The 23,974-nt window shown below is 65.9% G+C and carries 21 protein-coding genes and 1 pseudogene; 19 read left to right on the forward strand and 3 right to left on the reverse strand.

Going from position 1 to position 23,974, the window contains the following annotated elements; genetic code table 11:
• Nucleotides 1-37: 37 nt before the first annotated feature.
• Nucleotides 38-613 carry a hypothetical protein gene (locus AB0B25_RS20595; RefSeq protein WP_357181755.1) on the reverse strand — a complete coding sequence of 192 codons (576 nt, stop codon included), beginning with the start codon at nt 611-613 and terminating at the stop codon, nt 38-40.
• A 272-nt stretch (nt 614-885) separates the two neighbouring features.
• Between AB0B25_RS20595 and AB0B25_RS20600 the strand changes: the two genes are divergently transcribed.
• From AB0B25_RS20600 to dinB, 4 genes are all read left to right on the forward strand, one after another.
• Nucleotides 886-1,125 (forward strand): hypothetical protein, encoded by a 240-nt coding sequence (locus AB0B25_RS20600; protein WP_357181758.1) that lies wholly within the window; start codon nt 886-888, stop codon nt 1,123-1,125.
• A gap of 23 nt (nt 1,126-1,148) precedes the next feature.
• Nucleotides 1,149-1,598, forward strand: coding sequence for a YtxH domain-containing protein (locus tag AB0B25_RS20605; RefSeq protein ID WP_357181761.1), 450 nt, complete (start codon nt 1,149-1,151; stop codon nt 1,596-1,598).
• A gap of 239 nt (nt 1,599-1,837) precedes the next feature.
• The gene (locus AB0B25_RS20610; protein WP_357181763.1) at nt 1,838-3,157 is read left to right on the forward strand and encodes a transposase; all 1,320 of its coding nucleotides are present in this window, start codon (nt 1,838-1,840) and stop codon (nt 3,155-3,157) included.
• Between the two features lie 43 nt (nt 3,158-3,200).
• Entirely contained in the window at nt 3,201-4,442 is a 1,242-nt protein-coding gene (gene dinB / locus AB0B25_RS20615) for a DNA polymerase IV (RefSeq protein WP_357181765.1), read from the forward strand.
• Between the two features lie 44 nt (nt 4,443-4,486).
• On the opposite strand, the gene AB0B25_RS20620 is transcribed toward dinB, so the two are convergent.
• Nucleotides 4,487-4,888 carry a nuclear transport factor 2 family protein gene (locus tag AB0B25_RS20620; protein ID WP_357181768.1) on the reverse strand — a complete coding sequence of 134 codons (402 nt, stop codon included), beginning with the start codon at nt 4,886-4,888 and terminating at the stop codon, nt 4,487-4,489.
• Nucleotides 4,889-5,034: 146 nt separating this feature from the next.
• Between AB0B25_RS20620 and AB0B25_RS20625 the strand changes: the two genes are divergently transcribed.
• From AB0B25_RS20625 to nuoN, 15 genes and pseudogenes are all read left to right on the forward strand, one after another.
• Nucleotides 5,035-5,454, forward strand: a complete 420-nt coding sequence (locus AB0B25_RS20625; protein ID WP_357181771.1) for a hypothetical protein — start codon at nt 5,035-5,037, stop codon at nt 5,452-5,454.
• 479 nt (nt 5,455-5,933) lie between these two features.
• Nucleotides 5,934-6,314, forward strand: a complete 381-nt coding sequence (locus AB0B25_RS20630) for an NADH-quinone oxidoreductase subunit A (protein WP_357181774.1) — start codon at nt 5,934-5,936, stop codon at nt 6,312-6,314.
• Between the two features lie 50 nt (nt 6,315-6,364).
• On the forward strand, nt 6,365-6,919 hold the full coding sequence (locus AB0B25_RS20635; RefSeq protein ID WP_357181777.1) for an NADH-quinone oxidoreductase subunit B family protein: 555 nt from the start codon (nt 6,365-6,367) through the stop codon (nt 6,917-6,919).
• Nucleotides 6,916-7,692: an NADH-quinone oxidoreductase subunit C gene (locus AB0B25_RS20640; RefSeq protein WP_357181780.1), complete on the forward strand. Its 777-nt coding sequence runs from the start codon at nt 6,916-6,918 to the stop codon at nt 7,690-7,692. The genes AB0B25_RS20635 and AB0B25_RS20640 overlap by 4 nt, the downstream gene beginning before the upstream one ends.
• On the forward strand, nt 7,692-9,026 hold the full coding sequence (locus AB0B25_RS20645; RefSeq protein WP_357181783.1) for an NADH-quinone oxidoreductase subunit D: 1,335 nt from the start codon (nt 7,692-7,694) through the stop codon (nt 9,024-9,026). The genes AB0B25_RS20640 and AB0B25_RS20645 overlap by 1 nt, the downstream gene beginning before the upstream one ends.
• Entirely contained in the window at nt 9,023-9,736 is a 714-nt protein-coding gene (nuoE, locus tag AB0B25_RS20650; protein ID WP_357181786.1) for an NADH-quinone oxidoreductase subunit NuoE, read from the forward strand. Before AB0B25_RS20645 ends, nuoE begins: the two co-directional genes overlap by 4 nt.
• Nucleotides 9,736-11,058: an NADH-quinone oxidoreductase subunit NuoF gene (gene nuoF, locus AB0B25_RS20655; protein ID WP_357181789.1), complete on the forward strand. Its 1,323-nt coding sequence runs from the start codon at nt 9,736-9,738 to the stop codon at nt 11,056-11,058. The genes nuoE and nuoF overlap by 1 nt, the downstream gene beginning before the upstream one ends.
• Entirely contained in the window at nt 11,055-13,538 is a 2,484-nt protein-coding gene (locus tag AB0B25_RS20660) for an NADH-quinone oxidoreductase subunit G (protein ID WP_357181792.1), read from the forward strand. Before nuoF ends, AB0B25_RS20660 begins: the two co-directional genes overlap by 4 nt.
• Nucleotides 13,531-14,832, forward strand: a pseudogene (gene nuoH, locus AB0B25_RS20665) (NADH-quinone oxidoreductase subunit NuoH); the annotation flags it as partial. The gene AB0B25_RS20660 and the pseudogene nuoH, both read left to right, overlap by 8 nt.
• 21 nt (nt 14,833-14,853) lie before the next feature.
• A complete protein-coding gene (gene nuoI, locus AB0B25_RS20670) occupies nt 14,854-15,432 on the forward strand; it encodes an NADH-quinone oxidoreductase subunit NuoI (protein WP_357181841.1) in 579 nt (192 codons plus the stop codon).
• The gene (locus AB0B25_RS20675) at nt 15,429-16,259 is read left to right on the forward strand and encodes an NADH-quinone oxidoreductase subunit J (protein ID WP_357181794.1); all 831 of its coding nucleotides are present in this window, start codon (nt 15,429-15,431) and stop codon (nt 16,257-16,259) included. The genes nuoI and AB0B25_RS20675 overlap by 4 nt, the downstream gene beginning before the upstream one ends.
• Entirely contained in the window at nt 16,256-16,555 is a 300-nt protein-coding gene (gene nuoK, locus AB0B25_RS20680; RefSeq protein WP_357077030.1) for an NADH-quinone oxidoreductase subunit NuoK, read from the forward strand. Before AB0B25_RS20675 ends, nuoK begins: the two co-directional genes overlap by 4 nt.
• 1 nt (nt 16,556) lies before the next feature.
• Entirely contained in the window at nt 16,557-18,443 is a 1,887-nt protein-coding gene (gene nuoL / locus AB0B25_RS20685; RefSeq protein WP_357181797.1) for an NADH-quinone oxidoreductase subunit L, read from the forward strand.
• Nucleotides 18,440-20,065, forward strand: a complete 1,626-nt coding sequence (locus tag AB0B25_RS20690; RefSeq protein ID WP_357181799.1) for an NADH-quinone oxidoreductase subunit M — start codon at nt 18,440-18,442, stop codon at nt 20,063-20,065. Before nuoL ends, AB0B25_RS20690 begins: the two co-directional genes overlap by 4 nt.
• Nucleotides 20,066-20,142: 77 nt before the next feature.
• The gene (gene nuoN / locus AB0B25_RS20695) at nt 20,143-21,768 is read left to right on the forward strand and encodes an NADH-quinone oxidoreductase subunit NuoN (protein WP_357181801.1); all 1,626 of its coding nucleotides are present in this window, start codon (nt 20,143-20,145) and stop codon (nt 21,766-21,768) included.
• 267 nt (nt 21,769-22,035) lie between these two features.
• On the opposite strand, the gene rox is transcribed toward nuoN, so the two are convergent.
• Complete coding sequence (rox, locus tag AB0B25_RS20700) at nt 22,036-23,463, reverse strand: rifampin monooxygenase (RefSeq protein WP_357181804.1); 1,428 nt, start codon at nt 23,461-23,463, stop codon at nt 22,036-22,038.
• Nucleotides 23,464-23,974: the final 511 nt, after the last annotated feature.

Here is a 23,974-nt window from a genome sequence, read left to right on the forward strand (position 1 = left end):
ACCAGCGGCAGCCGCTCACCGGCTCCGCCGTGTGGATTCAGCCCGCCGCCTCGGCCAGCAGCGGCTTCAACGCCGGGTGCTGGAGCGCTTGGGCGGCCTCGGGGTGGTCGAGCACCTGTTGGAACGCCTGCTGCACACGCAGCGCCTTGTCGATCTCTTGCACGGTCGCGTCGTTGGTATTGGCGAAGATGTCGGCTTCGGTCTGGGTCTCGACCAGCCAATTCTTGAACGCCTCCCACGACATGGAGTCGTAGCCGCCTTCGGGTGCTTCCACAAGATGATTCATCCAGCCGAACTTGATCTGGCTCTTGTCGCCGCCGACGAGGGATGCGATGGCGTCGTCGAAGTAGGGGTCGAAATCCAAGTCGAAGCTGATCGTGATGAGAAGCCGCGTACCGTTGTCGAGGACCACATACCTGGCGTCGTGAACGCCGATCTTCTTGTACATGTCCCGTACATCCCCCCGGCTCGACAGGCCCGCCGCAATCTCATCGATCACCTGCTCGGCATGTCCGGGCTTTATATGCCACAAGGCGCAATACTCGGTCACCGGCCCGCTCTTCTTGCCCTTTCGTGGCAGCTTGGCCGACGTTGCCTGTTGCGTACTCGCCATGGCTATCTCCTTCGTAGTTGGTCACTTTCGACGTGTGACTCACCGTCGCTGGTCCGGTTCATGAACCAGACCAGCAAGGGGTTTCGAAGTCCGAGATCCTGATAGCCGGCAACGAGAACAAGGCCTCTCGTCACCCACGAGGGTCTCCGTCTGTGTGGAGCCGCCCGTCACGATCGACTCTTCCACACCGATCCATCGCCCACCACGTTTCCCCACAACATGAGGACAAAAGTCGCAACTCTCACCGATGTCCGCCTCTTTACAACCATTTCGTGCAGTGCCGGGCCGGGACTCCGCGGTGCACAACAACGAGACGGAATATTGACGTATCTGCCTCCGATTGGAGAGATAATTGTTGTAGCTCTGGCGGAAAGATCACAAGCAAAGGCATCCCGCACACCGAGATCGACCCCATGCTTGTGAACGGTGAATCCGTCGACTTCGGCTACCACGGCCAGGCGATCGGCTCGCCGCCTATCCGATGTTCGAGACACTGGTGCTTGCCGCGATAGTGATGGGTGGTTAAGGAGGAAGCATGCCCGCCTTGGCTGAGCTTGCCGTGGGGATCGCGCCCCTCGCCGGTGGATTGGCTATCGGTGCAGCGGTGGGTTATCTGAGGGGCCCGGATGTCCGCAAGACGATCAAGCAAGATATAGAACTGCTGGACTGCGTACCTCCGGAGGAGGTGGAGCGGCGAGCCGAACTCCAACGGAGCATCGATAGTCGCATCGACGACCTGGTCGCGACCGTCAACCGATACCGGCCGCTGCGCAGAGCGGCCGCCTCCTATCGCGGCGGCTTGCGCGACATCCTGCTGCTTATCTGCGCGATTCTGTTTACCGGGGTCTGGTGGAGCGTCGATCACCACAAGAGCAGCTGGCTACCGATGTTCATTGTTCTCATTGTGATTTCAGTGTGGGCGGCCGGCTATGCGTTCATCAGTGTCCGCAGATCCCTACTTAGTTTCCGGCAAAGGAAGGACTGATCTACAGCACCGTGCCAGCCGGCACCACTGAGGTACCCGACTCCTTCCGTACAGTGCTCCCCGCGCCCACGACTGCCACGGTAACCACACGCCCATCGGCATGAGCGATCACTATAGTTAGCGATAGTCAGAGTTGGTCGGGCAGTCGAAAGACGGCTAGCGCGTGTGAGACAAGCTGGTGACCGTGTCGGCGTGTCGGGGAATCAGCGACGAGTGTGTGCGGTGATGATTGACGGTTTGTGTCGATCCCTGCGGTGCCGAAGTCGTTGCAGTCCTTGTTGGGTGCGTTCCGGCCGTGTTTCACCACTCCGACGTTCACCACCTTCGTCACGCTGACGATCGGGATGATCGCCGCCCCGACCCGGCGGACGGTGTGCGGCATGCTCACCGCCGCCCGGATGGGTGGCCATCACGGTCGCGCGCACCGGTTCTTCGCCACCGCAGCCTGGAGCCTCGACCAGGTCGGACTGACCATGCTGGGGCTGGTCATCGGCTGGCTCACCCCGACCGGTGCGCCGCTGCTCATCGCTATCGATGACACGTTGTTCCGGCGCAGCGGCAAGAAGGTGCACGGCGCGGTGTGGGCCTACGACGGCTCCCGCCAGGTCGCCAAGGGACAGGCCAAACTTTCGCGCGGCACCACCTTCGTGGTTGCCGCGGTGGTGGTCGATCTGCCGTTCGCAGGCCGCCCGATTGCGCTGCCGGTGCTGTTTCGGTTATGGCGTCCCGGCGGGCGAACCAAAACGATTCTCGCCCGCGAGCTGATCGGCCGGATCGCCGCCGCGCGCCCCGACCGTGCCGTCCATGTCGTCGCCGACGGCGCGTATGTGTGCAGCACCCTGCGGCACCTGCCCGTGAACGTGACATTGACCGGGCCACTACCCCGCAACGCCGCCCTGTACGAGGTGCATCCCGACCTGGACAACCCGCCGAATATGCGGGGTCGGCGAGGTCGGCCCCGTACCCGGGGCGCCAGGATCGGCACACCGTCCGAGCTGGCCGCGACCACCGCGGGGGTGCAGATCATGGTGACTCGCTACGGCCGCACTGCCGCCGTGACCGTGCACGAACGACGCTGCCTGTGGTACGGCGCGTTCCGCTCCCGGCCCGTCCGAGTGCTGGTTGTGCGCGAGCCGCGCCGCCCCGGACTGGCGCTACTGACCACCGACACCACCACTGCGGCAGCCGAACTCATCGCCCGGTATTCCGCCCGCTGGTCGATCGAGGTCGCATTCTTCGACGCCAAACACGTCACCGGCGCCGGCGAGGCCCGCAACCGCACCCGGCTGGCGGTGGAGCGCACCGTCCCGTTCGGGATGCTCACCCAAACCCTGGTGATCCTCTGGTACCACCTGGCCGGGCACTCACCAGCGGTCGTCGCCGAGCACCGCACCCGGGCCCGCTGGTACACCACCAAAACCCATCCCAGCTACCCCGACATGCTCACCAAGCTCCGGCGCACGCTGATCGCCGCCCAATATTGTGCCGACCTACCCGGCGACCCCACCCCCGAACAAATCCACACTATCCGCCTGGCCTGGGCAAACGCCGCCGCCTGACTATGAAACACGAGCTACATTCGTCGGGTCGATATGCGAACATATGTTCGTGTCCGATGTCTCCGTCTCCCGATCCCGCCGAACTCGGATCGTCGCGCGGGCGGAGGCATCGATCCTGCACGCCGACCTCGACTCGTTCTATGCCGCGGTCGAGCAACGCGATGATCCGCGCCTGCGTGGCAAACCGGTGATCGTCGGCGGCGGCGTCGTGCTCGCCGCCAGCTACGAGGCGAAGGCGTTCGGGGTACGCACGCCGATGAGCAGCGGACAGGCGCGCCGGTTGTGTCCGCAGGCGATCGTGGTCCGCCCACGTATGTCGGCCTACGCCGAGGCGAGCAAGGCAGTTTTCGAGATCTTCCACGACACCACGCCGATCGTGGAGGGCATCTCCATCGACGAGGCGTTCCTGGACGTGGGCGGGCTACGCCGGATCGCGGGCGAGCCGGCGGCGATCGCGCAACGGCTCCGCGCCGAGGTGCGCCATCGAGTCGGCCTGCCCATCTCGGTCGGGATCGCCCGCACCAAATTCCTTGCGAAAGTGGCCAGCGCAGTCGCCAAGCCCGACGGTCTTCGCCTGGCGCCCCCGGACGGCGAACTCGATTTCCTGCACCCGCTACCGGTCGAAAGGCTTTGGGGCGTCGGCGATGTCACCGCGCGCACGTTGCGCGAACACGGCATCACCCGGGTCGGCCAATTGGCCGAGCTGGGCGAGGGACCCCTGCGCGCGATACTCGGCCCCGCCGCGGCCCGCCATCTCTACGCGCTGTCTTGGGCACGCGATCCGCGCCGGGTCGAGACCGGCAAGCGGCGCCGCTCGATCGGCGCTCAGCGCGCTCTCGGTCGCGGCACTCGGCCGCCGGACGAGATCGAGGCCTACCTGGACGGCCTCACCGACCGACTCGGCAGGCGTCTACGCGCCGCCGACCGAGTATGCCGAACCATCGTGCTGCGCTTACGTTTCGACGATTTCACCCGCGCCACCCGTTCGCGCACACTCGCCGAGCCCACCGACCACACCGAAACGATCCTGCACGCAGCTCGCACCTTGCTGGCCGGAGCCATGCCGCTGATCCAGGTGCGCGGCCTCACCTTGATCGGACTCGCACTGACCAATCTCGACAATGCCGACGCGGTCCAGTTGACACTGCCCTTCGGCGCCCGCGCGCGCAACACCCTCGACACGACCCTCGACGACTTGCGGCAGCGCTTCGGGTCCGCCGCCGTCACCCGAGCTGCCCTACTCAACCACGGCGAGGGCTTCTCGGTTCCTCTGCTCCCCGATTGAACGGCGGCCAGACCACCCAGCCCTCGCGACCGACGCCGATCGCGCTAGCCCTGGGGAGCCGTCAGTGCTTCCCGTTGAATTCGTTCGAACTGGGCGCCCATGGCGGCCGACAGCGCTTGCGCGGCTGAGAGCGGGCGCACCATCACCATCAGGTCGTCGATCATTCCGTCGTCGTCGAAATGGAGGAAATCGCAACCGTTCACCGTCTTTCCGTCGACGGTCGCTTCGAACAGCAGTGCGTGGTCACGTCCGTCCGCGCCGGCGATCTCACGCACATAGCGGAAGTCCTCGAACACTCGCATGACGCCGCGCAGGATCGCGACGGTAATCGGCTTGCCTGGATACGGCTTGAACGCCACGGGGCTGGTGAAGACCACGTTCTCAGCCAGCAGCCTCTCGATCGCCGCGATGTCCCCGGCCTCGACAGCCGCTCGGAATGCATTCATCCTGTACCCCGCATATGCAACCAGTTGAATAAGTCGCCCTGACGGTATCCCATTTCCGGGTTACCCGGAAGGCCGACGAACTCTCGCGCGACGCACCGAAACGATCTGCGTCAACCTGCCACGCGAGCGGCCCTCGCCGACGTACCATGCCGTTCGTGGCCGATTCCGCTCGTTCCACCGCACTGCGGGTCCTCGTATACAGCAACGACGCCGACACTCGAACCCAGGTGATCCTCGCCTTGGGCAAACATCCGCACCCAGAACTGGCCGAACTCGACTTCCTCGAGGTAGCCACGGCACCCGTGGTGATCGAACAGATGGATGCCGGAGGCATCGATCTGGCCATTCTCGACGGCGAATCGGCCCCAGCAGGCGGACTGGGCATCGCCAAGCAGCTGAAGGACGAAATCGCGGACTGCCCCCCGGTACTGGTACTCACCGGCCGTCCGGACGACGCATGGCTGGCCAAATGGTCGCGCGCCGAGGCATCGGTCGCGCACCCGATCGATCCGATCCGCCTCACCGAGGCGGTTGTCGGGCTACTGCGCGACCGCTCCGCGGCCTGAGCAGCATCACCTTCGACAGCCACCGCTGCGCATTTATAGCGATAATAAATTAGTAGTCTTCCACCGCCCGGACTCAGACGTCCGGACGCGATCGTTTTCCGTCCAAACGATCGCCGGGCACTACCCGCGCGGCGTTGATTTCGACTCCGAACCGCGTCGAAACCCTACGAGACGTCGCCAACACCGACACATCCGTGACGCAGGTCGACACACATCAAACGTCACGTGACAATTTCCCGGATTACCCCCGTTTCAGTCATGAATAGGCGTACTGAATTCGATCAAACGCTGCATCGAAACCGGCTGCGTATCGACCGCGCAGTTGTAGGCTGTGCCCTAACTCACATGGGAGCGAGAACCGTATGAACTCGCCCCCCGAGTAAGCCGAGGGGCGAGCCTGGCCGAGTCGGACAACAACGTCAGCCCGCCTCGGGCGCGTTTGTTATTCAGCTCCAGCTCGCAGGAGGGGAAGTGCAATCGTGAACATCGAGGTGCCGACTCTTGTACTCGGCGCGATCGCCGCGGCCTTCGCGGTGTTCTCCATCGTCATGGCGGCCCTCGTCGGCCCGAAGCGCTACAACCGGGCCAAACTGGAAGCCTACGAATGCGGTATCGAACCCACCCCGCACGCCGTCGCGGGCGGGCCGGGAAACATTACCGGACAACGCTTCCCGGTGAAGTACTACCTCACCGCCATGCTGTTCATCATCTTCGATATCGAGATCGTGTTCCTCTACCCGTGGGCTGTCCACTTCGATGCGCTCGGTCTCTTCGGTCTTGCCGCGATGGCGCTGTTCATCGTCAACGTCTCCGTGGCCTACGCCTACGAATGGCGACGTGGCGGTCTCAGCTGGGACTGAATGTCGGCAACCGCATTCGTAGACGACGAGTGGAAGTGAGTCAGTAGAACATGGGTCTTGAGGAAAAACTGCCCAGCGGGTTTCTGCTGAGCACGGTCGAAGATTTGGCGGGCTACCTGCGCAAGGGCTCGCTGTGGCCGGCCACCTTCGGCCTCGCCTGCTGTGCCATCGAGATGATGGCCACCGGCGCAGGGCGTTTCGATATCGCACGCTTCGGTATGGAAGCCTTCCGCGCTTCCCCCCGACAGGCCGATCTGATGATCGTCGCGGGTCGGGTGAGCCAGAAGATGGCACCGGTGCTGCGCCAGGTCTATGACCAGATGACCGAACCCAAATGGGTGCTGGCCATGGGCGTCTGTGCCTCTTCCGGCGGGATGTTCAACAATTACGCCATCGTGCAGGGCGTGGATCACGTGGTTCCGGTCGACATCTATCTCCCCGGCTGCCCGCCCCGCCCGGAGATGCTGCTCAACGCGATCCTGGCACTGCACGCGAAGATTCAAGAGATGCCGCTCGGCGTCAACCGCGAAGAAGCTGTCCGCGCCGCCGAACAGGCCGCGCTCGCTTCGACGCCGACCATCCGGATGGAGGGTCTCCTGCGATGACCTTCGACACCCCCGATGACACCGAAACCCCGGCGGCGCACAACGAGACCGACGCCGCGGCCACCGCAGGACCCGAAGGCACACTGCCCGAGGCTGATTCCGCACGGTCGGACGCCGAGGTGATCGGCACGCGCCGCGGCATGTTCGGCGTCAGCGGTACCGGCGACACCTCCGGCTATGGCCGTCTCGTCCGGCCGGTCAGCCTCCCGGGCAGTACGCCCGCGCCGTACGGCAGTTACTTCGACGAACTAGTCGACGCGCTGCGCGCCGCGCTACTCGCGGCCGGCACTCGCTTCGACGCGGCACTGGAGAAAGTGGTCGTCTTCCGCGGCGAACTCACCTTGCACGTCCGCCGCGAATACCTCGTTGCCGTCGCACGAGCTTTGCGCGACGAAACCGCTCTGCGTTTCGAGCTCTGCCTCGGTGTGAACGGCGTGCACTATCCACAGGACTCCGGCCACGAGTTGCATGCGGTCTACCACCTCACGTCGATCACGCACAACCGCCGCCTGCGGGTGGAGGTGTCCGTGTCGGACGCGGACCCGCACATTCCCTCGCTCTACGACGTGTACCCGACCACCGACTGGCACGAGCGCGAGACCTACGACTTCTTCGGCATCCTCTTCGACGGTCACCCCTCGCTCACCCGGATCACCATGCCGGACGACTGGCGAGGCCACCCCCAGCGCAAGGACTACCCGCTCGGCGGGATCCCGGTCGAATACAAGGGCGCGCGCATCCCGCCGCCCGACGAGCGGAGGGCGTACAGCTGATGAACGACACCGACACCCGGCCCGACGTCACTGACGACACCGGGCCGGAACCCGCTGTGGTCACCGTCGGAGGGCAGGATTGGGATCAGGTCGCCGAGACGCTGTCCGGCGCCGGCGAGGAACGCATCGTCGTGAACATGGGTCCGCAACATCCGTCCACCCACGGCGTGCTGCGGCTGATCCTGGAGATCGAGGGCGAGACAGTCACCGAGGCCCGCTGCGGGATCGGATACCTGCATACCGGAATCGAGAAGAACCTCGAATTCCGCAACTGGACCCAGGGCGTCACCTTCGTCACCCGGATGGACTACCTGTCGCCATTCTTCAACGAGACGGCGTACTGCCTGGGCGTGGAACAGTTGCTCGACATCACCGAGCAGATCCCGGAACGCGCCACAGTGATTCGTGTCCTGCTCATGGAACTCAACCGCATCTCCTCGCATCTGGTCGCGCTGGCCACCGGCGGGATGGAGCTGGGCGCTCTCACCCCCATGCTGTTCGGCTTCCGCGAACGTGAACTGATCCTCGACGTCTTCGAGACCATTACCGGTCTGCGAATGAATCACGCCTATATCCGGCCGGGTGGGCTCATCCAAGACCTGCCAGCCGACGGCGTGACCAAGGTGCGCGAACTGCTCGCGCTGCTGCCCAAGCGGCTGCGCGACATGGAACACCTGCTCACCTCGAACCCGATTTGGAAGGCGCGCACCCAAGACATCGGCTACCTCGACCTGCAGGGCTGCATGGCTCTCGGGATCACCGGGCCGGTGCTGCGCGCGACCGGTCTCCCGCACGACCTGCGCAAGGCGCAACCGTATTGCGGCTACGAGAACTACGAGTTCGACATCCCCACCACCGCCGGCTGCGACTGCTATGGCCGCTACGTGATCCGGGTGGAGGAGATGAAGGAGTCGCTGAAGATCGTCGAACAATGCCTGGACCGGCTGCGGCCCGGCCCGGTGATGGTGGACGACAAGAAGATCGCCTGGCCCGCCGATCTGCAGCTCGGCCCGGACGGACTCGGCAACTCTCCCAAGCACATCGGCAAGATCATGGGCACGTCCATGGAGGGTCTCATCCATCACTTCAAGCTGGTCACCGAGGGCATCCGGGTTCCGGCGGGCCAGGTGTACGTGGCCGTCGAGTCACCGCGCGGCGAACTGGGCGTGCACATGGTCAGCGACGGCGGCACCCGACCCTACCGGGTGCACTATCGCGACCCCTCGTTCACCAATCTGCAAGCGGTCGCGGCGATGTGCGAGGGCGGTATGGTCGCCGACGTCATCGCCTCGGTCGCCAGCATCGACCCGGTCATGGGCGGAGTAGACCGATGACGGAAATCCTGCTGAAGCTCAGCACCCGACCAGAGCCCTACGCTCCGTTCGTGCGCGATCGGCTCGAGGCCGACGCGAAGGAGATCATCGCTCGCTACCCGCACCCACGCTCGGCGCTGCTTCCCCTGCTGCACCTGGTGCAGTCCGAAGAGGGCTACGTCACCGGCACCGGCATCGACTTCTGCGCCGACCAGTTGGGCCTCACCGGTGCCGAGGTCACCGCCGTGGCCACCTTCTACTCCATGTATCGGCGCACCCCGACCGGCGACTACCACGTGGGCGTGTGCACCAACACATTGTGCGCGGTCATGGGCGGCGACGCCATCCTCGCCGAGCTGAAACGCCATTTGGACGTCGAGCACGGCGAGACCACGACGGACGGATCCATCACGCTCGAGCATGTCGAATGCAACGCGGCCTGCGACTTCGCGCCGGTGGTCATGGTCAACTGGGAGTTCTTCGACAACCAGACGCCGGAATCGGCCCGTGCCCTGGTAGATGCGCTGCGCGCCGGTCAACAGGTGACGCCCACCCGCGGTGCGCCGCTGTGCACGTTCAAGCAGACCGCACGCGTCCTCGCCGGTTTTCCGGACGAGCGCCCCGGCGCCCTCGACGGCGCCGCGGGCGAGGCCACCCTCGCCGGACTGCGCGTCGCCCGCGAGCAGAACATGCAAGCCCCTGAGCCGCAGCAGGATTCGGAGGGGATCTGATGTCACTCACTCCAGTGCTCACCAAGTACTGGGACGACCCGCAGTCCTGGACGATCAACACCTACCGCCGTCACGACGGCTATCAGGCGCTGCGGACCGCCCTCGACATGAACCCCGACCAGGTCATCCAGACCGTCAAGGACGCTGGTTTACGCGGCCGTGGCGGCGCGGGGTTCCCGACCGGCATGAAGTGGAGCTTCATCCCACAGGGCCTCGCGACCGACGGCGTCACCAAGCCGCACTACCTCGTGGTCAACGCTGATGAGTCGGAACCTGGTACCTGCAAGGACATTCCGCTCATGCTGGCCACGCCGCACGTGCTGATCGAGGGCATCATCATCGCGGCATATGCCATCCGCGCCGCGCACGCCTTCATCTACGTCCGCGGCGAAGTGGTCCCGGTGCTGCGCCGGCTGCAGGCGGCGGTGGCGCAGGCCTACGAGGCCGGGTTCCTCGGGCGCGACATCCTCGGCTCCGGCTACGACCTCGAGTTGATCGTGCACGCGGGCGCGGGCGCCTACATCTGTGGCGAGGAGACCGCACTGCTCGATTCGCTCGAAGGACGTCGTGGCCAGCCGCGCTTGCGTCCACCTTTTCCGGCCGTCGAGGGCCTCTACGCCTGCCCGACCGTCGTGAACAACGTGGAATCGATCGCCAGCGTGCCGCCGATCATCCGCAACGGCACCGCCTGGTTCCGTGCCATGGGCAGCGAGAAGTCACCTGGATTCACCCTCTACTCACTGTCCGGCCACGTTGCCCGGCCAGGGCAGTACGAGGCGCCGCTCGGAGTGACGCTGCGCGAACTATTGGCTTATGCCGGCGGCGTTCGCGCTGGGCACCGGGTGAAATTCTGGACCCCGGGGGGTTCGTCCACGCCACTGTTCACCGACGAGCACCTGGACGTGCCGCTCGACTACGAGGGCGTCGCCGCCGCCGGGTCCATGCTGGGTACCAAGGCATTGCAGATCTTCGACGACACGACCTGTGTCGTACGAGCGGTGCTGCGCTGGACCGAGTTCTACGCGCACGAGTCCTGCGGAAAGTGCACGCCATGCCGGGAGGGTACCTACTGGCTGGTTCAGCTGCTTCGACGAATCGAAGCCGGCCGCGGCACGGAATCGGATCTGGGCAAACTCCTCGACATCAGCGACACCATCAACGGCAAGTCGTTCTGCGCCCTCGGTGATGGTGCGGCAAGCCCGATCATCTCCTCGCTGAAGTACTTCCGCGAGGAGTACATCGACCATCTGCGGCTCGGCGAATGCCCGTTCGACCCGGCGCGCTCCACCGCATGGGCTGAAGCAGGAGAAGGGGTTCGATGACCGCCACCGTGAGTAGCAACACCAGCGGGCTGGTTCCGGCCGACCTGGTGACCGTCACCATCGACGACACCACGGTCAGTGTGCCCGCGGGCACTCTGCTGATCCGGGCCGCAGAACTGATCGGCATCCAGATCCCTCGTTTCTGCGACCATCCGCTGCTCGACCCGGTCGGCGCCTGCCGTCAGTGCCTGGTTGAAGTGGAGGGCCAGCGCAAGCCGGTCGCGTCGTGCACCATGGCCGTCGCCGACGGCATGGTGGTGCGCACCCAGCTCACCTCCGCCGTCGCCGATAAGGCGCAAGAGGGCGTGATGGAGTTGCTGCTGATCAACCACCCGCTCGACTGCCCGGTGTGCGACAAGGGCGGTGAGTGCCCGCTGCAGAACCAGGCGATGTCCACCGGCCGTAGCGAATCCCGGTTCGACGGTGCGAAGCGCACCTACCCCAAGCCGATTCCACTGTCTTCGGCCGTGCTACTCGACCGGGAACGCTGCGTGCTCTGCGCCCGCTGCACCCGGTTCTCGCAGCAGGTCGCGGGTGATCCGTTCATCGAACTGATGGATCGCGGTGCGCTGCAACAGGTCGGCACCGCACAGGCCGAACCGCTGGACTCCTACTTCTCCGGCAATACCGTGCAGATCTGCCCCGTCGGCGCACTCACCGGCACCAGTTACCGGTTCCGGGCCCGACCGTTCGACCTGGTGTCCAGCCCGAATATCTGTGAGCACTGTGCCTCGGGGTGCGCCCAACGCACCGACCATCGGCGCGGCAAGGTTCTGCGCAGGCTCGCGGGTGACGACCCCGAGGTCAATGACGAGTGGAACTGTGACAAGGGGCGCTGGGCCTTCGCCTACGCCACCGAACGCGACCGGCTCACCACCCCGCTGGTGCGCGGCTGGGACGGCAAACTCGCCCCGGCCTCCTGGTCGGAGGCACTGGCCGCGGCCGCGGAGGGTCTCGCGGCCTCCTTCGGCAATGCCGGTGTGCTCGTCGGCGGCCGGGTCACCGAGGAGGACGCCTACGCCTACGCCAAGTTCGCGCGCGTCGCCCTCGGCACCAACGACATCGACTTCCGCTCCCGCGTGCACTCCGTGGAGGAGGCCGACTTTCTCGCCGCCCGCGTCGCCGGGCGGGGCACCACGATCACCTACGACAGCTTGGAGGCCGCACCGGTCGTCCTGCTCGCCGGTTTCGAACCGGAAGAGGAGTCGCCCATTGTCTACCTGCGGTTGCGGAAGGCAGCCCGCAAGCGTCGCCTGCCGGTCTACTCGGTGGCGCCGTACTCCTCACGTGGGCTCGGTCGGATGTCCGGCCGCCTCGTGCAGGCCACGCCCGGCACCGAACCACTCCTGCTCGACGCCATCCGCACCGGCGAAAGCACCACACTCGCGGCCGATTCCGCCCAACTGATCGAATTGGCCCGGCTGCTGCGCGAGCCGGACTCGGTGATCATGGTCGGCGAACGAATGGCGGGTATCCCCGGAGCGCTGTCGGCGGCCGTCCAGCTCGCCGACGAGACCGGAGCAGCGTTGGTGTGGGTCCCGCGCCGCGCAGGGGAACGCGGTGCCGTCGAGGCCGGCGCGTTGCCCGGCCTGCTGCCCGGTGGCCGCCCGGTCGCGGATCCCCTGGCTCGCCAACAGGTCCGGGCTGTGTGGAATGTGCCGGACCTGCCGGTTACAGTCGGCCGCGACACCACAGCCATCCTGGAAGCCGCGTCCGGCCTCGGCGCACTGGTGATCGGTGGTGTCGACATCACCGACCTGCCCGACCCGGCTGCCGCGCTGGCAGCCGTCGACGCCGCGCGGTTCGTGGTCAGCCTGGAACTGCGCCACAGCCCGGTTACCGAACGTGCCGACGTGGTCTTCCCGGTCGCAACGGCCATGGAGAAATCCGGCACCTTCCGTACCTGGGAGGGACGGCCACGACCATTCGCCGCCGCGCTGGGTGATGACATGGTGCGCCGCCAGCCCGCACCGCTGTCGGATCAGCGCGTACTACATGCGATCGCCGACGAGATGGCGGTGCGCCTCGCCCTGCCCGATATCGAATCCGCCCGGCGCGAACTCGCCGAACTCGGCACGTGGGATGGCGATCCCGTCGCACCACCCGCGCACGCCACGCAACCGTCGGCCCGGCCCGGGCCCGGCGAAGCGGTGCTCGCCAGTTGGCGAATGCTGCTGGATCTGGGCCGACTGCAGGACGGCGAACCGAACCTGGCGGGTATCGCCCGCCCTCCGGTAGTGCGCCTGTCCGCCACCACGGCCACCGAAATCGGCGTGACCGCCGATGATCGGGTCACCGTCGCCACCGATCGCGGCTCCGTCACGCTGCCGCTGCTGATCACCGATCTGCCCGATCGCGTGGTCTGGCTCCCACAGCACTCGCCCGGCTGCTCCGTTTCCGAGCAACTCGCCGTCCAACCCGGCGGCATCGTGCACGTGCGACGCGCCGACGACAGGATGAAGGAACACCGTCATGAGTGATCTGACTGCGCTCTTCGCGGCGTCCGTGGAGCCCTCCGTGGTGACCCGAGCCGCCCCGTATGGGCCCGACGCCACCGCAGGCTTCGGACACGACCCGATGTGGCTCGTGATCGCGAAAGCACTGGCCGTCTTCGTCTACCTGATGTTGATTCCGCTGATCGCGGTACTGGCGGAACGAAAGATCGTGGCACGCATGCAGATGCGGATCGGCCCCAATCGGACCGGACCGTTCGGCTCGCTGCAGAGTATCGCCGACGGCGTGAAGATGGCCCTCAAAGAGGACATCGTCCCAGCGATCGTGGACAAGCCGATCTACATTCTGGCGCCGATCATCTCGGTGATTCCCGCCTTCATGGCGTTCGCGGTCATCCCGTTCGGGCCCGAGGTGTCGATCTTCGGCAACCACACCGCGCTACAACTGACCGACCTGCCCGTGGCTGTGCTGTACATCCTGGCGATCACCTCGATCGGCGTATACGGCATCGTGCTGGCGGGATGGTCGTCGGGCTCCACCTATCCGCTGCTCGGCGGCCTGCGCTCGACCGCACAGGTCATCTCCTACGAGATCGCGATGGCATTGTGCTTCGCGACCGTATTCCTGCTCGGTGGCACCATGGCCACCTCCGGAATCGTCTCCGCGCAGGAGGGCACGTGGTATGTCTTCCTGCTGCTCCCGTCGTTTTTGATCTACTGCGTCTCGATGGTCGGCGAGACCAACCGGGCGCCCTTCGATCTGCCAGAGGCCGAGGGCGAGCTGGTCGGCGGCTTCCACACCGAATACTCCTCGCTCAAGTTCGCCATGTTCATGCTGGCCGAATATGTCAACATGGGAACGGTTTCCGCGCTGGCGACAACCCTGTTCCTCGGCGGCTGGCACGCCCCGTGGCCACTGAACATGTGGGACGGCGCGAACTCCGGCTGGTGGCCGGTGCTGTGGTTCACCGCCAAGGTGTGGACGTTCCTGTTCGTGTTCATCTGGCTGCGCGGCACGCTGCCCCGGCTGAGATACGACCAGTTCATGAGCATCGGCTGGAAACTGCTGATCCCGACTTCCCTGTTCTGGGTCATGGTGGTGGCCACCGCACGGGTGCTGCAGGCCGAAGGCTACCCCGTGCAGACGCCGATCCTGGTGTTCGGCGGCCTGGTGATCACCGGGTTGCTGGTGCTCCAGTTCCTGCGCGCGGGACGGGCGAAAGGCGCGCCACCACCGATGGATCAGCCCGCGACAGCCACCGACTCGACGGTGTTCCTCGGCTTCCCGGTGCCGCCGCTGCCTACCGATATCCGCTCCCGGGACGCCGGCCAGGTAGGGCTACTGGAACCACTCGCCGGATTCATGGTCACTGCTGCCACGATGTTCAAGCGGCCCATCACCGAGTTCTATCCGGAACAGAAGGCGCCCACCGCGCCCCGCTACCACGGCAGGCATCAGCTCAACCGGCATCCGGATGGTCTGGAGAAGTGCATCGGCTGCGAACTGTGCGCCTGGGCGTGTCCCGCCGACGCGATCTACGTCGAAGGCGCCGATAACACCGAGTCCGAACGCTACTCGCCGGGCGAACGCTACGGCCGGGTCTACCAGATCAACTACCTGCGCTGTATCGGCTGCGGGTTGTGCATCGAGGCGTGCCCCACCCGGGCACTCACCATGACCAACGACTACGAACTCACCGACGACAACCGGGCCGGTTTGATCTACGAGAAGGACCGGCTGCTCGCTCCGTTGGAGCCCGGCATGGCCGCGCCGCCGCACGCCATGTACCCCGGCACCGACGAAGCCGACTACTACCTCGGCAACGTTCCGGGCACACCGGACACCGTCGCGACTTCCGACAACGGCGCCGTCGAGCCGAGGCGGCCCGCACCGGCGAGCGTGGAAGGAGTAACACGGTGATCGACTCGATCCTGGCCGCCGAGCCATTGGTTCGCGCCTCTACGGGTGAGGCCGTCCAGTTCTGGATCCTGGCTCCGCTGGCGGTGCTCGGCGCGCTGGGCATGGTGTTCGCGCCCAAGGCGGTGCACTCCGCGATCTGTCTTGCCGCGACGATGATCGCGCTGGCCGCGTTCTATATCGCACAGGGCGCGCTGTTTCTCGGCGTCGTACAGATCGTCGTCTATACCGGCGCGGTGATGATGCTGTTCCTGTTCGTGCTGATGCTCGTCGGTGTCGATTCCGCCGAGTCACTGAAGGAAACCCTTCGCGGCCAACGCCTCGCCGCCGCCGCGGTCGGCCTCGGCTTCGGGCTGCTGCTGATCAGCGGCATAGCCAACGGTGTGCGCGACTCCGGAATCAGTTTCCCCGCGACCGGGTTCGCCGGCCGCGACGTGATCGGCGAACTGGCCGAGCTGATCTTCGTGCGCTACGTGTGGGCATTCGAACTCACCGGCGCCCTGCTGATCACGGCCACCATCGGCGCGATGGTGCTCGCGCATCGCGAACAGTTCGGACCGCGGATGGGCCAGCGCGAGCTGTCCCGCCGTCGGTTCCGCGAAGCGGGTCACCGTGCCACGCCGCTGCCGACACCCGGCGTATACGCCCGGCACAACGCGGTCGACATCCCGGCGCAGTTGCCCGACGGCACCTTCGAGGAGCTCTCGGTCAGCACTATTCTGCGGCACCGCCGCGCCAGGGCGCTCACCGAAGCGGCCGTCATCTCGGTCGGCACCGCAGGCACATCGAACGAGGCCGAGAACCAGAGCGACGAGGAAGGCAACCGGTGAATCCAGAGAACTACCTGTTCCTGTCGGCCCTGCTGTTCACGATCGGCGCGGCAGGTGTGCTGCTGCGGCGCAACGCCATCATCGTGTTCATGTGCATCGAGTTGATGCTCAACGCGGTGAACCTCGCGTTCGTCACCTTCGCCAGGCTGCATGCCAACCTGGACGGCCAAGTGTTCGCGTTCTTCACCATGGTTGTCGCCGCGGCCGAAGTCGTCGTCGGTCTGGCCATCATCATGACCATCTTCCGCGCCCGCCGCTCGACCTCGGTCGACGACGCCAACCTGCTGAAGTTCTGACATGGACACGGCAATACTCTGGCTGCTGCCCGCCCTGCCCTTGGCGGGTGCGATCGTCCTGCTGCTCACAGGACGCTACGCCGACAAGCGGGGCCACCTCCTCGGCACCGCGATGGCGCTGGCCTCCTTCGTGGTCGCCGCGATCGCGTTCTTTGCGATGCTCGGGCGCGACAGCGCCGAACGCGCGGTACACAAGGATCTGTTCAGTTGGGTACCGGTGGCAGGTCTCCAGGTCGACTTCGGACTCCAACTGGACCAGCTCTCGGTGTGTTTCGCCCTGCTGATCACCGGTGTCGGCTCGCTGATCCACGTCTACTCGATCGGCTACATGAGCCACGACCCGGCCCGACGTCGTTTCTTCGCCTACCTCAACCTGTTCCTCGCGGCCATGCTGCTGCTGGTGCTCGCGAACAACTACCTCGTGCTCTACCTGGGGTGGGAGGGCGTCGGCCTGGCGTCCTATCTGCTGATCGGGTTCTGGCACGAGAAGCCGTCGGCCGCAACGGCGGCCAAGAAGGCGTTCGTCGTCAACCGGGTCGGCGACATGGGCCTGGCGATCGCCATGATGGTCATGTTCGCGACGTTCGGCTCGATCGGCTTCGGTGACGTGTTCGCCGCCGCGCCAGCCGCGAGCGCGGGCACGGTCACCGCGATCGGTCTGCTGCTGCTGCTCGCGGCGTGCGGCAAGTCCGCGCAGGTGCCGCTGCAATCGTGGCTCGGCGACGCGATGGAAGGCCCGACACCGGTGTCCGCACTGATCCACGCGGCCACCATGGTCACCGCGGGCGTTTACCTGATCGCACGGTCCAACCCGATCTTCGACCTCGCGCCGAACGCGCGCCTCGCGGTCGTCCTGGTCGGCGCGGTGACGTTGCTGTTCGGTGCGATCGTCGGTTGCGCCAAAGACGACATCAAGAAAGCGCTGGCAGCCTCCACGATGAGCCAGATCGGTTACATGGTGCTCGCCGCGGGCCTCGGCCCCGCCGGATACGCGGTGGCGATCATGCATTTGCTCACCCACGGATTCTTCAAAGCCGGTCTGTTCCTCGGAGCCGGTTCGGTGATGCACGCCATGAACGACGAAACCGACATGCGCCGCTATGGCGGCCTGCGCACCCTGCTACCGATCACCTACGCCACTTTCGGTCTCGGGTATCTCGCCATTATCGGGGTCCCGCCGTTCGCTGGATTCTTCTCCAAGGATCGGATCATCGAGGCAGCGTTCAACCAAGGCGGTACAAGCGGGTTGGCGCTGGGCACGGTGACGCTGCTGGGTGCCGGTCTGACCGCGTTCTACATGACCCGGGTCATGCTGATGACCTTCTTCGGCACACGCCGCTGGAATCCGGATACGCAGCCCCACGAATCTCCTGCGGTGATGACCGGTCCGATGATCCTGCTCGCTGTCGGGTCGGTCGGCGCGGGCGCCCTGTTCGTCCTCGGCTCCTCGCTACAGAACTGGCTCGAACCGGTGGTCGGCGCCCATCACGGCGAAGAAGTCGTTCCTGCCTCCGTGGTCACGGCACTGGCCTTGGCGGTGGTCGCCATCGGTGTCGGCGTGGCTTACACACAGTACGCCCGGCGTGAGATCCCTGACACCGCACCGGAATCCGTTTCTCCGCTGACCGTCGCTGCACGCAGCGACCTCTACGGCGACGCGGTCAACGAGGCGGCGTTCATGCGGCCGGGACAGCATCTGACCCGGGCATTGGTCTTCCTCGACAATCGAGGCATCGACGGAGTCGTGAACGGCACCGCGGCGCTGATCGGCGGCTTGTCGGCCCGGGTCCGGCGGGTGCAGTCCGGATTCGTGCGCTCGTATGCCCTGTCCATGTTCACCGGCGCGGCCCTGGTGGCCGCAGCCCTGCTGGCGGTGAGGTTGTGGTGAGCGGTTTTCCTTGGTTGACGACGCTGTGGGCGGCGCCGCTCGTCGGAGCGGCGATCGTTCTCGTGCTGCCCGCTGCGCGCCGTACCCTCGCTCGCGGCGTGGCGCTGAGTTTCTCCTTGGTGGCGCTGATCGTCGGTGTCGGACTTGCGGTGGGATTCGATCCCGGCGGGGCGCAGTACCAATTCATCGAATCCCACCGGTGGATTCCGGCGTTCGGCGCCGGATACACGTTGGGGCTGGACGGGATCGCCCTCGTTCTGGTGTTACTCACCGCGGGACTGGTTCCGCTGCTGATGCTCGCGGGCTGGCACGACGAACGTGAGGTCGGTAGCGGCAAACGGGTCGCGCACACCTACGTCGCGCTCACCCTGTTGGTCGAGGCGATGGTGCTGATCTCCTTCGTCGCGCTGGACATCCTGTTGTTCTACGTGTTCTTCGAGGCGATGCTGATCCCGATGTACTTCCTCATCGGCGGCTTCGGGCCGCGGACCGGGGATGTGCAGCTGCGTCAGCAGCGGTCCCGGGCGGCGGTCAAGTTCCTGCTGTACAACCTGTTCGGCGGACTTGTCATGTTGGCCGCGGTGATCGGCCTGTACGTGCTCACCGCGCGCCAAGGACTCGGCGAGGGATCCCTCGGCACGTTCGACTTCCGCGCCGTGATGGCGGCAGCGAATGCGGGCCAGCTCGGCGCCGGACCCGCGGTGCTCAACGCGCTGTTCCTCGGGTTCATGTTCGCCTTCGCGGTCAAGGCGCCGCTGTGGCCGCTGCACACCTGGCTGCCGGATGCCGCAGTCGCGGCCACGCCGTCGAGCGCGGTGTTGATGATGGCGGTCGTCGACAAGGTCGGCACCTTCGGCATGCTGCGCTACTGCCTGCCGCTGTTCCCCGACGCGTCGGGAACTTATGCGCCGCTGGTGGTCACGCTCGCGGTGATCGGCATCATCTACGGAGCGCTGTTGGCCATCGGACAGACCGACGTGATGCGCCTGATCGCCTACACCTCGATCTCCCACTTCGGGTTCATCATTCTCGGCATCTTCGCCATGACGAGCCAGGGCCAGACCGGCGCGACCTTGTACATGGTCAACCACGGCATCTCCACCGCCGCGTTGTTCCTTGTAGCCGGATTCCTGGTGTCGCGCCGGGGGACCCGGCTCATCGCCGACTTCGGTGGCGTGCAGAAGGTCGCCCCGGTGCTGGCGGGCTCGTTCTTCATTGCCGGTCTCGCGACCCTGTCACTGCCCGGTCTCGCGCCGTTTGTCAGCGAATTCCTCGTACTGGTCGGCACCTTCAGTCGCTACCAGCTCGCGGCGGTGGTCGCCACCGGCGCACTGGTCCTGGCTGCACTGTATGTGCTGTGGCTCTACCAACGAATGATGACCGGACCGGTCAAAGCCGGCAGCGAGCGAATCCACGATCTGGTGCCGCGCGAACTCACCGTGGTGATTCCGCTGATCGCCGCCCTGCTGTTCCTCGGCGTCTACCCCAAGATCCTGACGGACTTCATCAATCCCGCTGTGAGCCACACGCTCACCACCATCGGCCGGACCGATCCCGCGCCGTCGACCCCCCCGCTGCCCGAAGCAGGTTCGGCCGAACACCCCGGAGGTGCCCACAAATGAGCCGACTGATTCCGTGTCTCGCCGTTCTTGTCGCCGGCCTGCTCGCCGCGGTGATCACCCTCTCGAGGACGGCCTGAGTGAGCGACTTCGACTATGTGACAACGCTCGCCGCGAGTATGCCCGCGCCGAGTATCGAATACGGCTACCTGTCCCCCATGCTCTTCGTGTTCGGCGCCGCCGTGCTCGGTGTGCTCGTCGAGGCGTTCGTCGGACGTCGCTTCCGCTACAACGCTCAGTTGGTGTTGAGTCTGGTCGGGCTGGCGGCTGCGCTGGCGGCCGTCGTGGCACTGGCCGGAACCGACGCGACCGCGATAGCGGGGGCCGTGGCAGTCGACGGATTCAGCTTGTTCCTGCAGGGCACGATCTTGGTGGTGTCGATTCTGAGCATCCTGTTCATCGCCGAGCGCGGCGCTGAACCAGGTTCCGAGACACGTTCGGGACCGGGAACCTGGAGTCTGGCTGCCGCCACGGTCGGACGCGGCGTCGACGCCTTCACGCCGCAGGCGTCGGCGGTGCCTGGCAGCGCGACCGAAGCGGCAGCTTTGCGGGCGGGCGTCGCGACCACCGAGGTGTTCCCGTTGACGTTGCTCGCGGTCGGTGGCCTCATGCTGTTCCCCGCGTCCAATGACTTGCTCACCATGTTCGTTGCGCTCGAAGTGTTGTCGTTGCCGCTGTATCTGCTGTGCGGGCTGGCGCGACGCAATCGACTGCTCTCACAAGAGGCCGCGCTGAAGTATTTTCTGCTCGGCGCGTTCTCCTCGGCGTTCTTCCTCTACGGTGTCGCACTGTTGTACGGGCAGGCCGGCACAGTACGTCTCGGCGGGATCGCCGACGCCATCGCACAACACCCGGACAACGCGATGCTCGCCCTGCTCGGCGTGGCGATGCTCGCTGTCGGGCTGCTGTTCAAGGTCGGTGCGGTGCCATTCCAGTCTTGGGTGCCGGACGTATATCAAGGTGCGCCGACCTCGATCACCGGTTTTATGGCGGCGGCGACCAAGATCGCGGCAGTCGGTGCGTTGTTGCGCGTGCTGCAGATCGCCGTGCCCGGTTTGCGCGACGACTGGCGCCCGATCCTGGCCGCGGTCGCGATCGCAACGATGGCGGTCGGCGCGATCATGGCGATCACGCAGACCGACGTCAAACGCATGCTCGCGTACTCCTCGGTCGCCCACGCGGGTTTCATCCTCACCGGGCTCGCGGCGGCGAACAATCGCGGAGTCGCGGCGGTGCTGTTCTATCTGTTTGCCTACGGCCTCGGCACCCTCGGCGCCTTCGCCGTGGTCAGTTTGGTCCGTGAATCCACCGGCGCCGAAGCCACCGGCTTACCTCGATGGGCCGGTCTCGGCCGCCGTTCCCCGTGGCTGGCTACAGTTTTCGCGATACTGTTGCTTTCCTTCGCGGGTCTGCCTCTCACCAGCGGGTTCGTCAGCAAGTTCGCTGTCTTCGAGGCGGCCGCCACGGGCGGCGCCGCGCCGTTGGTGATTGTCGGCGTGATCTCCAGCGCAATCGCGGCCTTCTTCTATATCCGCGTGATCGTGCTGATGTTCTTCACCGACCCGCCCGACGACGCACCTCTCGTCGTCACCCCGACGCTCACCACCATCATCGTGGCGATTTCCGCGGCGGCGACGCTTGTGCTCGGCGTATTCCCGCAGCCGGTGCTCGACCTGGCCGAGCAGGCGGCGACGTTCGTCCGCTGATCTCGGGTGATCCTCCCGATCCAGTGCCCGCCACCCGTCGTGGTGGCGGGCACTGTGACGTTCAGACGCCGGTGTCTCCGGAGTCAGGCCGCTTCGCCGACCCACGGCTTCGTCGACTCATGTCCGGTCGCGGCGCCAACCCAGCTCGGTGCGGGACACGAACAGCGCTGTTTGCCTCCAGGCACGTGGCTTGATCGAGGATGCCCGCAGGCGCGGCCGCCACGCCCTGGAGCCCGGTCCGACCCGCTCGGTGTCAGAACTGCGCACTCAGTTGACAGCAGCGCCGAACCACTCGCACAACCGGACGAGCAGATCTTGCTGATCTTCACCGACCCACGCCACGTGACCGTCCGGCCGCAGCAGCGCTGCGGGCACGTCCAGCTCCGGACTCATATCGACGACGTGGTCGACCCGATCCGTCCAACCCGCCACCGACAGCCGACCGGTCTGGTCGAGCAACACCCCACGGCCGCCGTGTGTCAGCGCATAGAGGCGCCCCCGCTTCAATTTCACATCCCGCAACCGCCGACCGAGCAATTCGTGCCCCTCGCCGAGGTCGTAGCGGACCCCGATCGCGGTGATCTTCTCGGTCAGATACCGGTTCACGTCCTCGAAGTCCATCAGTTCCGACAGCAGCCGACGCACGGCCTGAGGACCCGGCTCGGTGGACATCAGCTCGGACTGCACGCGGGTGTTGTTCAGCACGTCCGCTGCTACCGGGTGCCGCTCGGTGTGGTAGCTGTCCAGCAGCCCCTCCGGCGCCCAGCCGTTGACCTCGGCAGCCAGCTTCCAGCCCAGATTGAACGCGTCCTGGATGCCGAGGTTGAGGCCTTGCCCACCCATCGGTGGGTGGACGTGCGCAGCGTCGCCGGCCAGCAGCACCCGGCCGGCCCGGTAGCGCTCGGCCAGCCGGGTGGCGTCGCCGAAGCGGGAAAGCCAGCGCGGAGAGTGCACGCCGAAGTCGGTGTCGGCGAACACAAGCAGCCGTTGCTTGAACTCGTCGAGGGTGGGCGGGACCGACCGATCCTCAGCAACCCCCTCGGCGGGCACGACGATGCGGTACACCCCGCCCCCGGAGGGCCCGGCGCCGAACCCCTTGTGGGTCTTGCGGATCTCGGTCACCACGGCGGCCAGTGTCTCCGGCGGCGCAGCCACCTCCATCTCCCCCAGCAACCACTCCACCCGCGCGGGCTCCCCGGGAAACCCGATTCGGAGCAGGTTGCGCACCGCGCTGCGGCCGCCGTCGCAGCCGACGAGGTAGCGCGAGCGAAGCTGCGTACTGTCGGCCAGATCGACGGTCACCCCATGGTCATCCTGACTCAGCCCGACCAGTTCGCAGCCGCGTCGGATCTCGACGCCGAGTTCGATGGCGTGCTCGGTCAGCAAGCGCTCGGTAACGGGCTGCGGGATGCCGAGGACGTACGGATGTGCGGTGTTCAGGCGGTCGGGCTGCGGCTTGGTGATACCAGCGAAGAAGCCGCCTACCGGGTACTGCTTACCGAGCGCCAGGAACCGCTCCAGCAGACCGCGCTGGTCCATCACCTCGATGCTGCGCACGTGTAGGCCGAGCGACCGGACATGTCTGGTCGGCTCGGCTTCCTTCTCCAGCACAAGCGCGTGCACGCCGTGCAACCGCAACTCGCTGGCCAGCATCAAGCCGGTCGGTCCACCGCCGGCAACGATCACATCGATCATGAAACCCCTCATCCCACAAGGTTGTATTTCGTCCAGCTGCTCCCCGCAGTCCTACGGCGAGCACCGCACCTCCCGCCGAGGGCTCACAACAACACGGCAACTCCCACCGTCGTGTCGACGTCCCGCAGGACCGTACGCTGCCACAGCACAGGTACTTCCTGAGCCCTTGTTTCCGCAGGTTCTGGCTTCGGCTGGAGATTCTGCAGCACAACGGGGGTCTTGCCGCAAGACCCCTGGTGCGTTATATGTTGAAAGTGGCAAGGAGTGCGTAATCTCCTTGCTTTTGTCGTGCACCGCCTTTGTCGTGCGCTTTTCGTGGTCGACATACTCCGCACGGATCAGTGACACACGGCGGAGTGTCGCGCCCAGTTGAAACACCTCGAGTTCATTCCTAATCGGTGTCGGCGGCCGGTCGAACCACTTCAGCCGAGAGCCCCTTCGCCCTTCCGGCATCGCGAGCAGCATCACCAGATCCGCAGGCGCCGACGCTTGGGCCCGGACGCACCGCCCT

Source organism: Nocardia sp. NPDC049190 (assembly GCF_040648115.1).
GTDB lineage: Bacteria > Actinomycetota > Actinomycetes > Mycobacteriales > Mycobacteriaceae > Nocardia.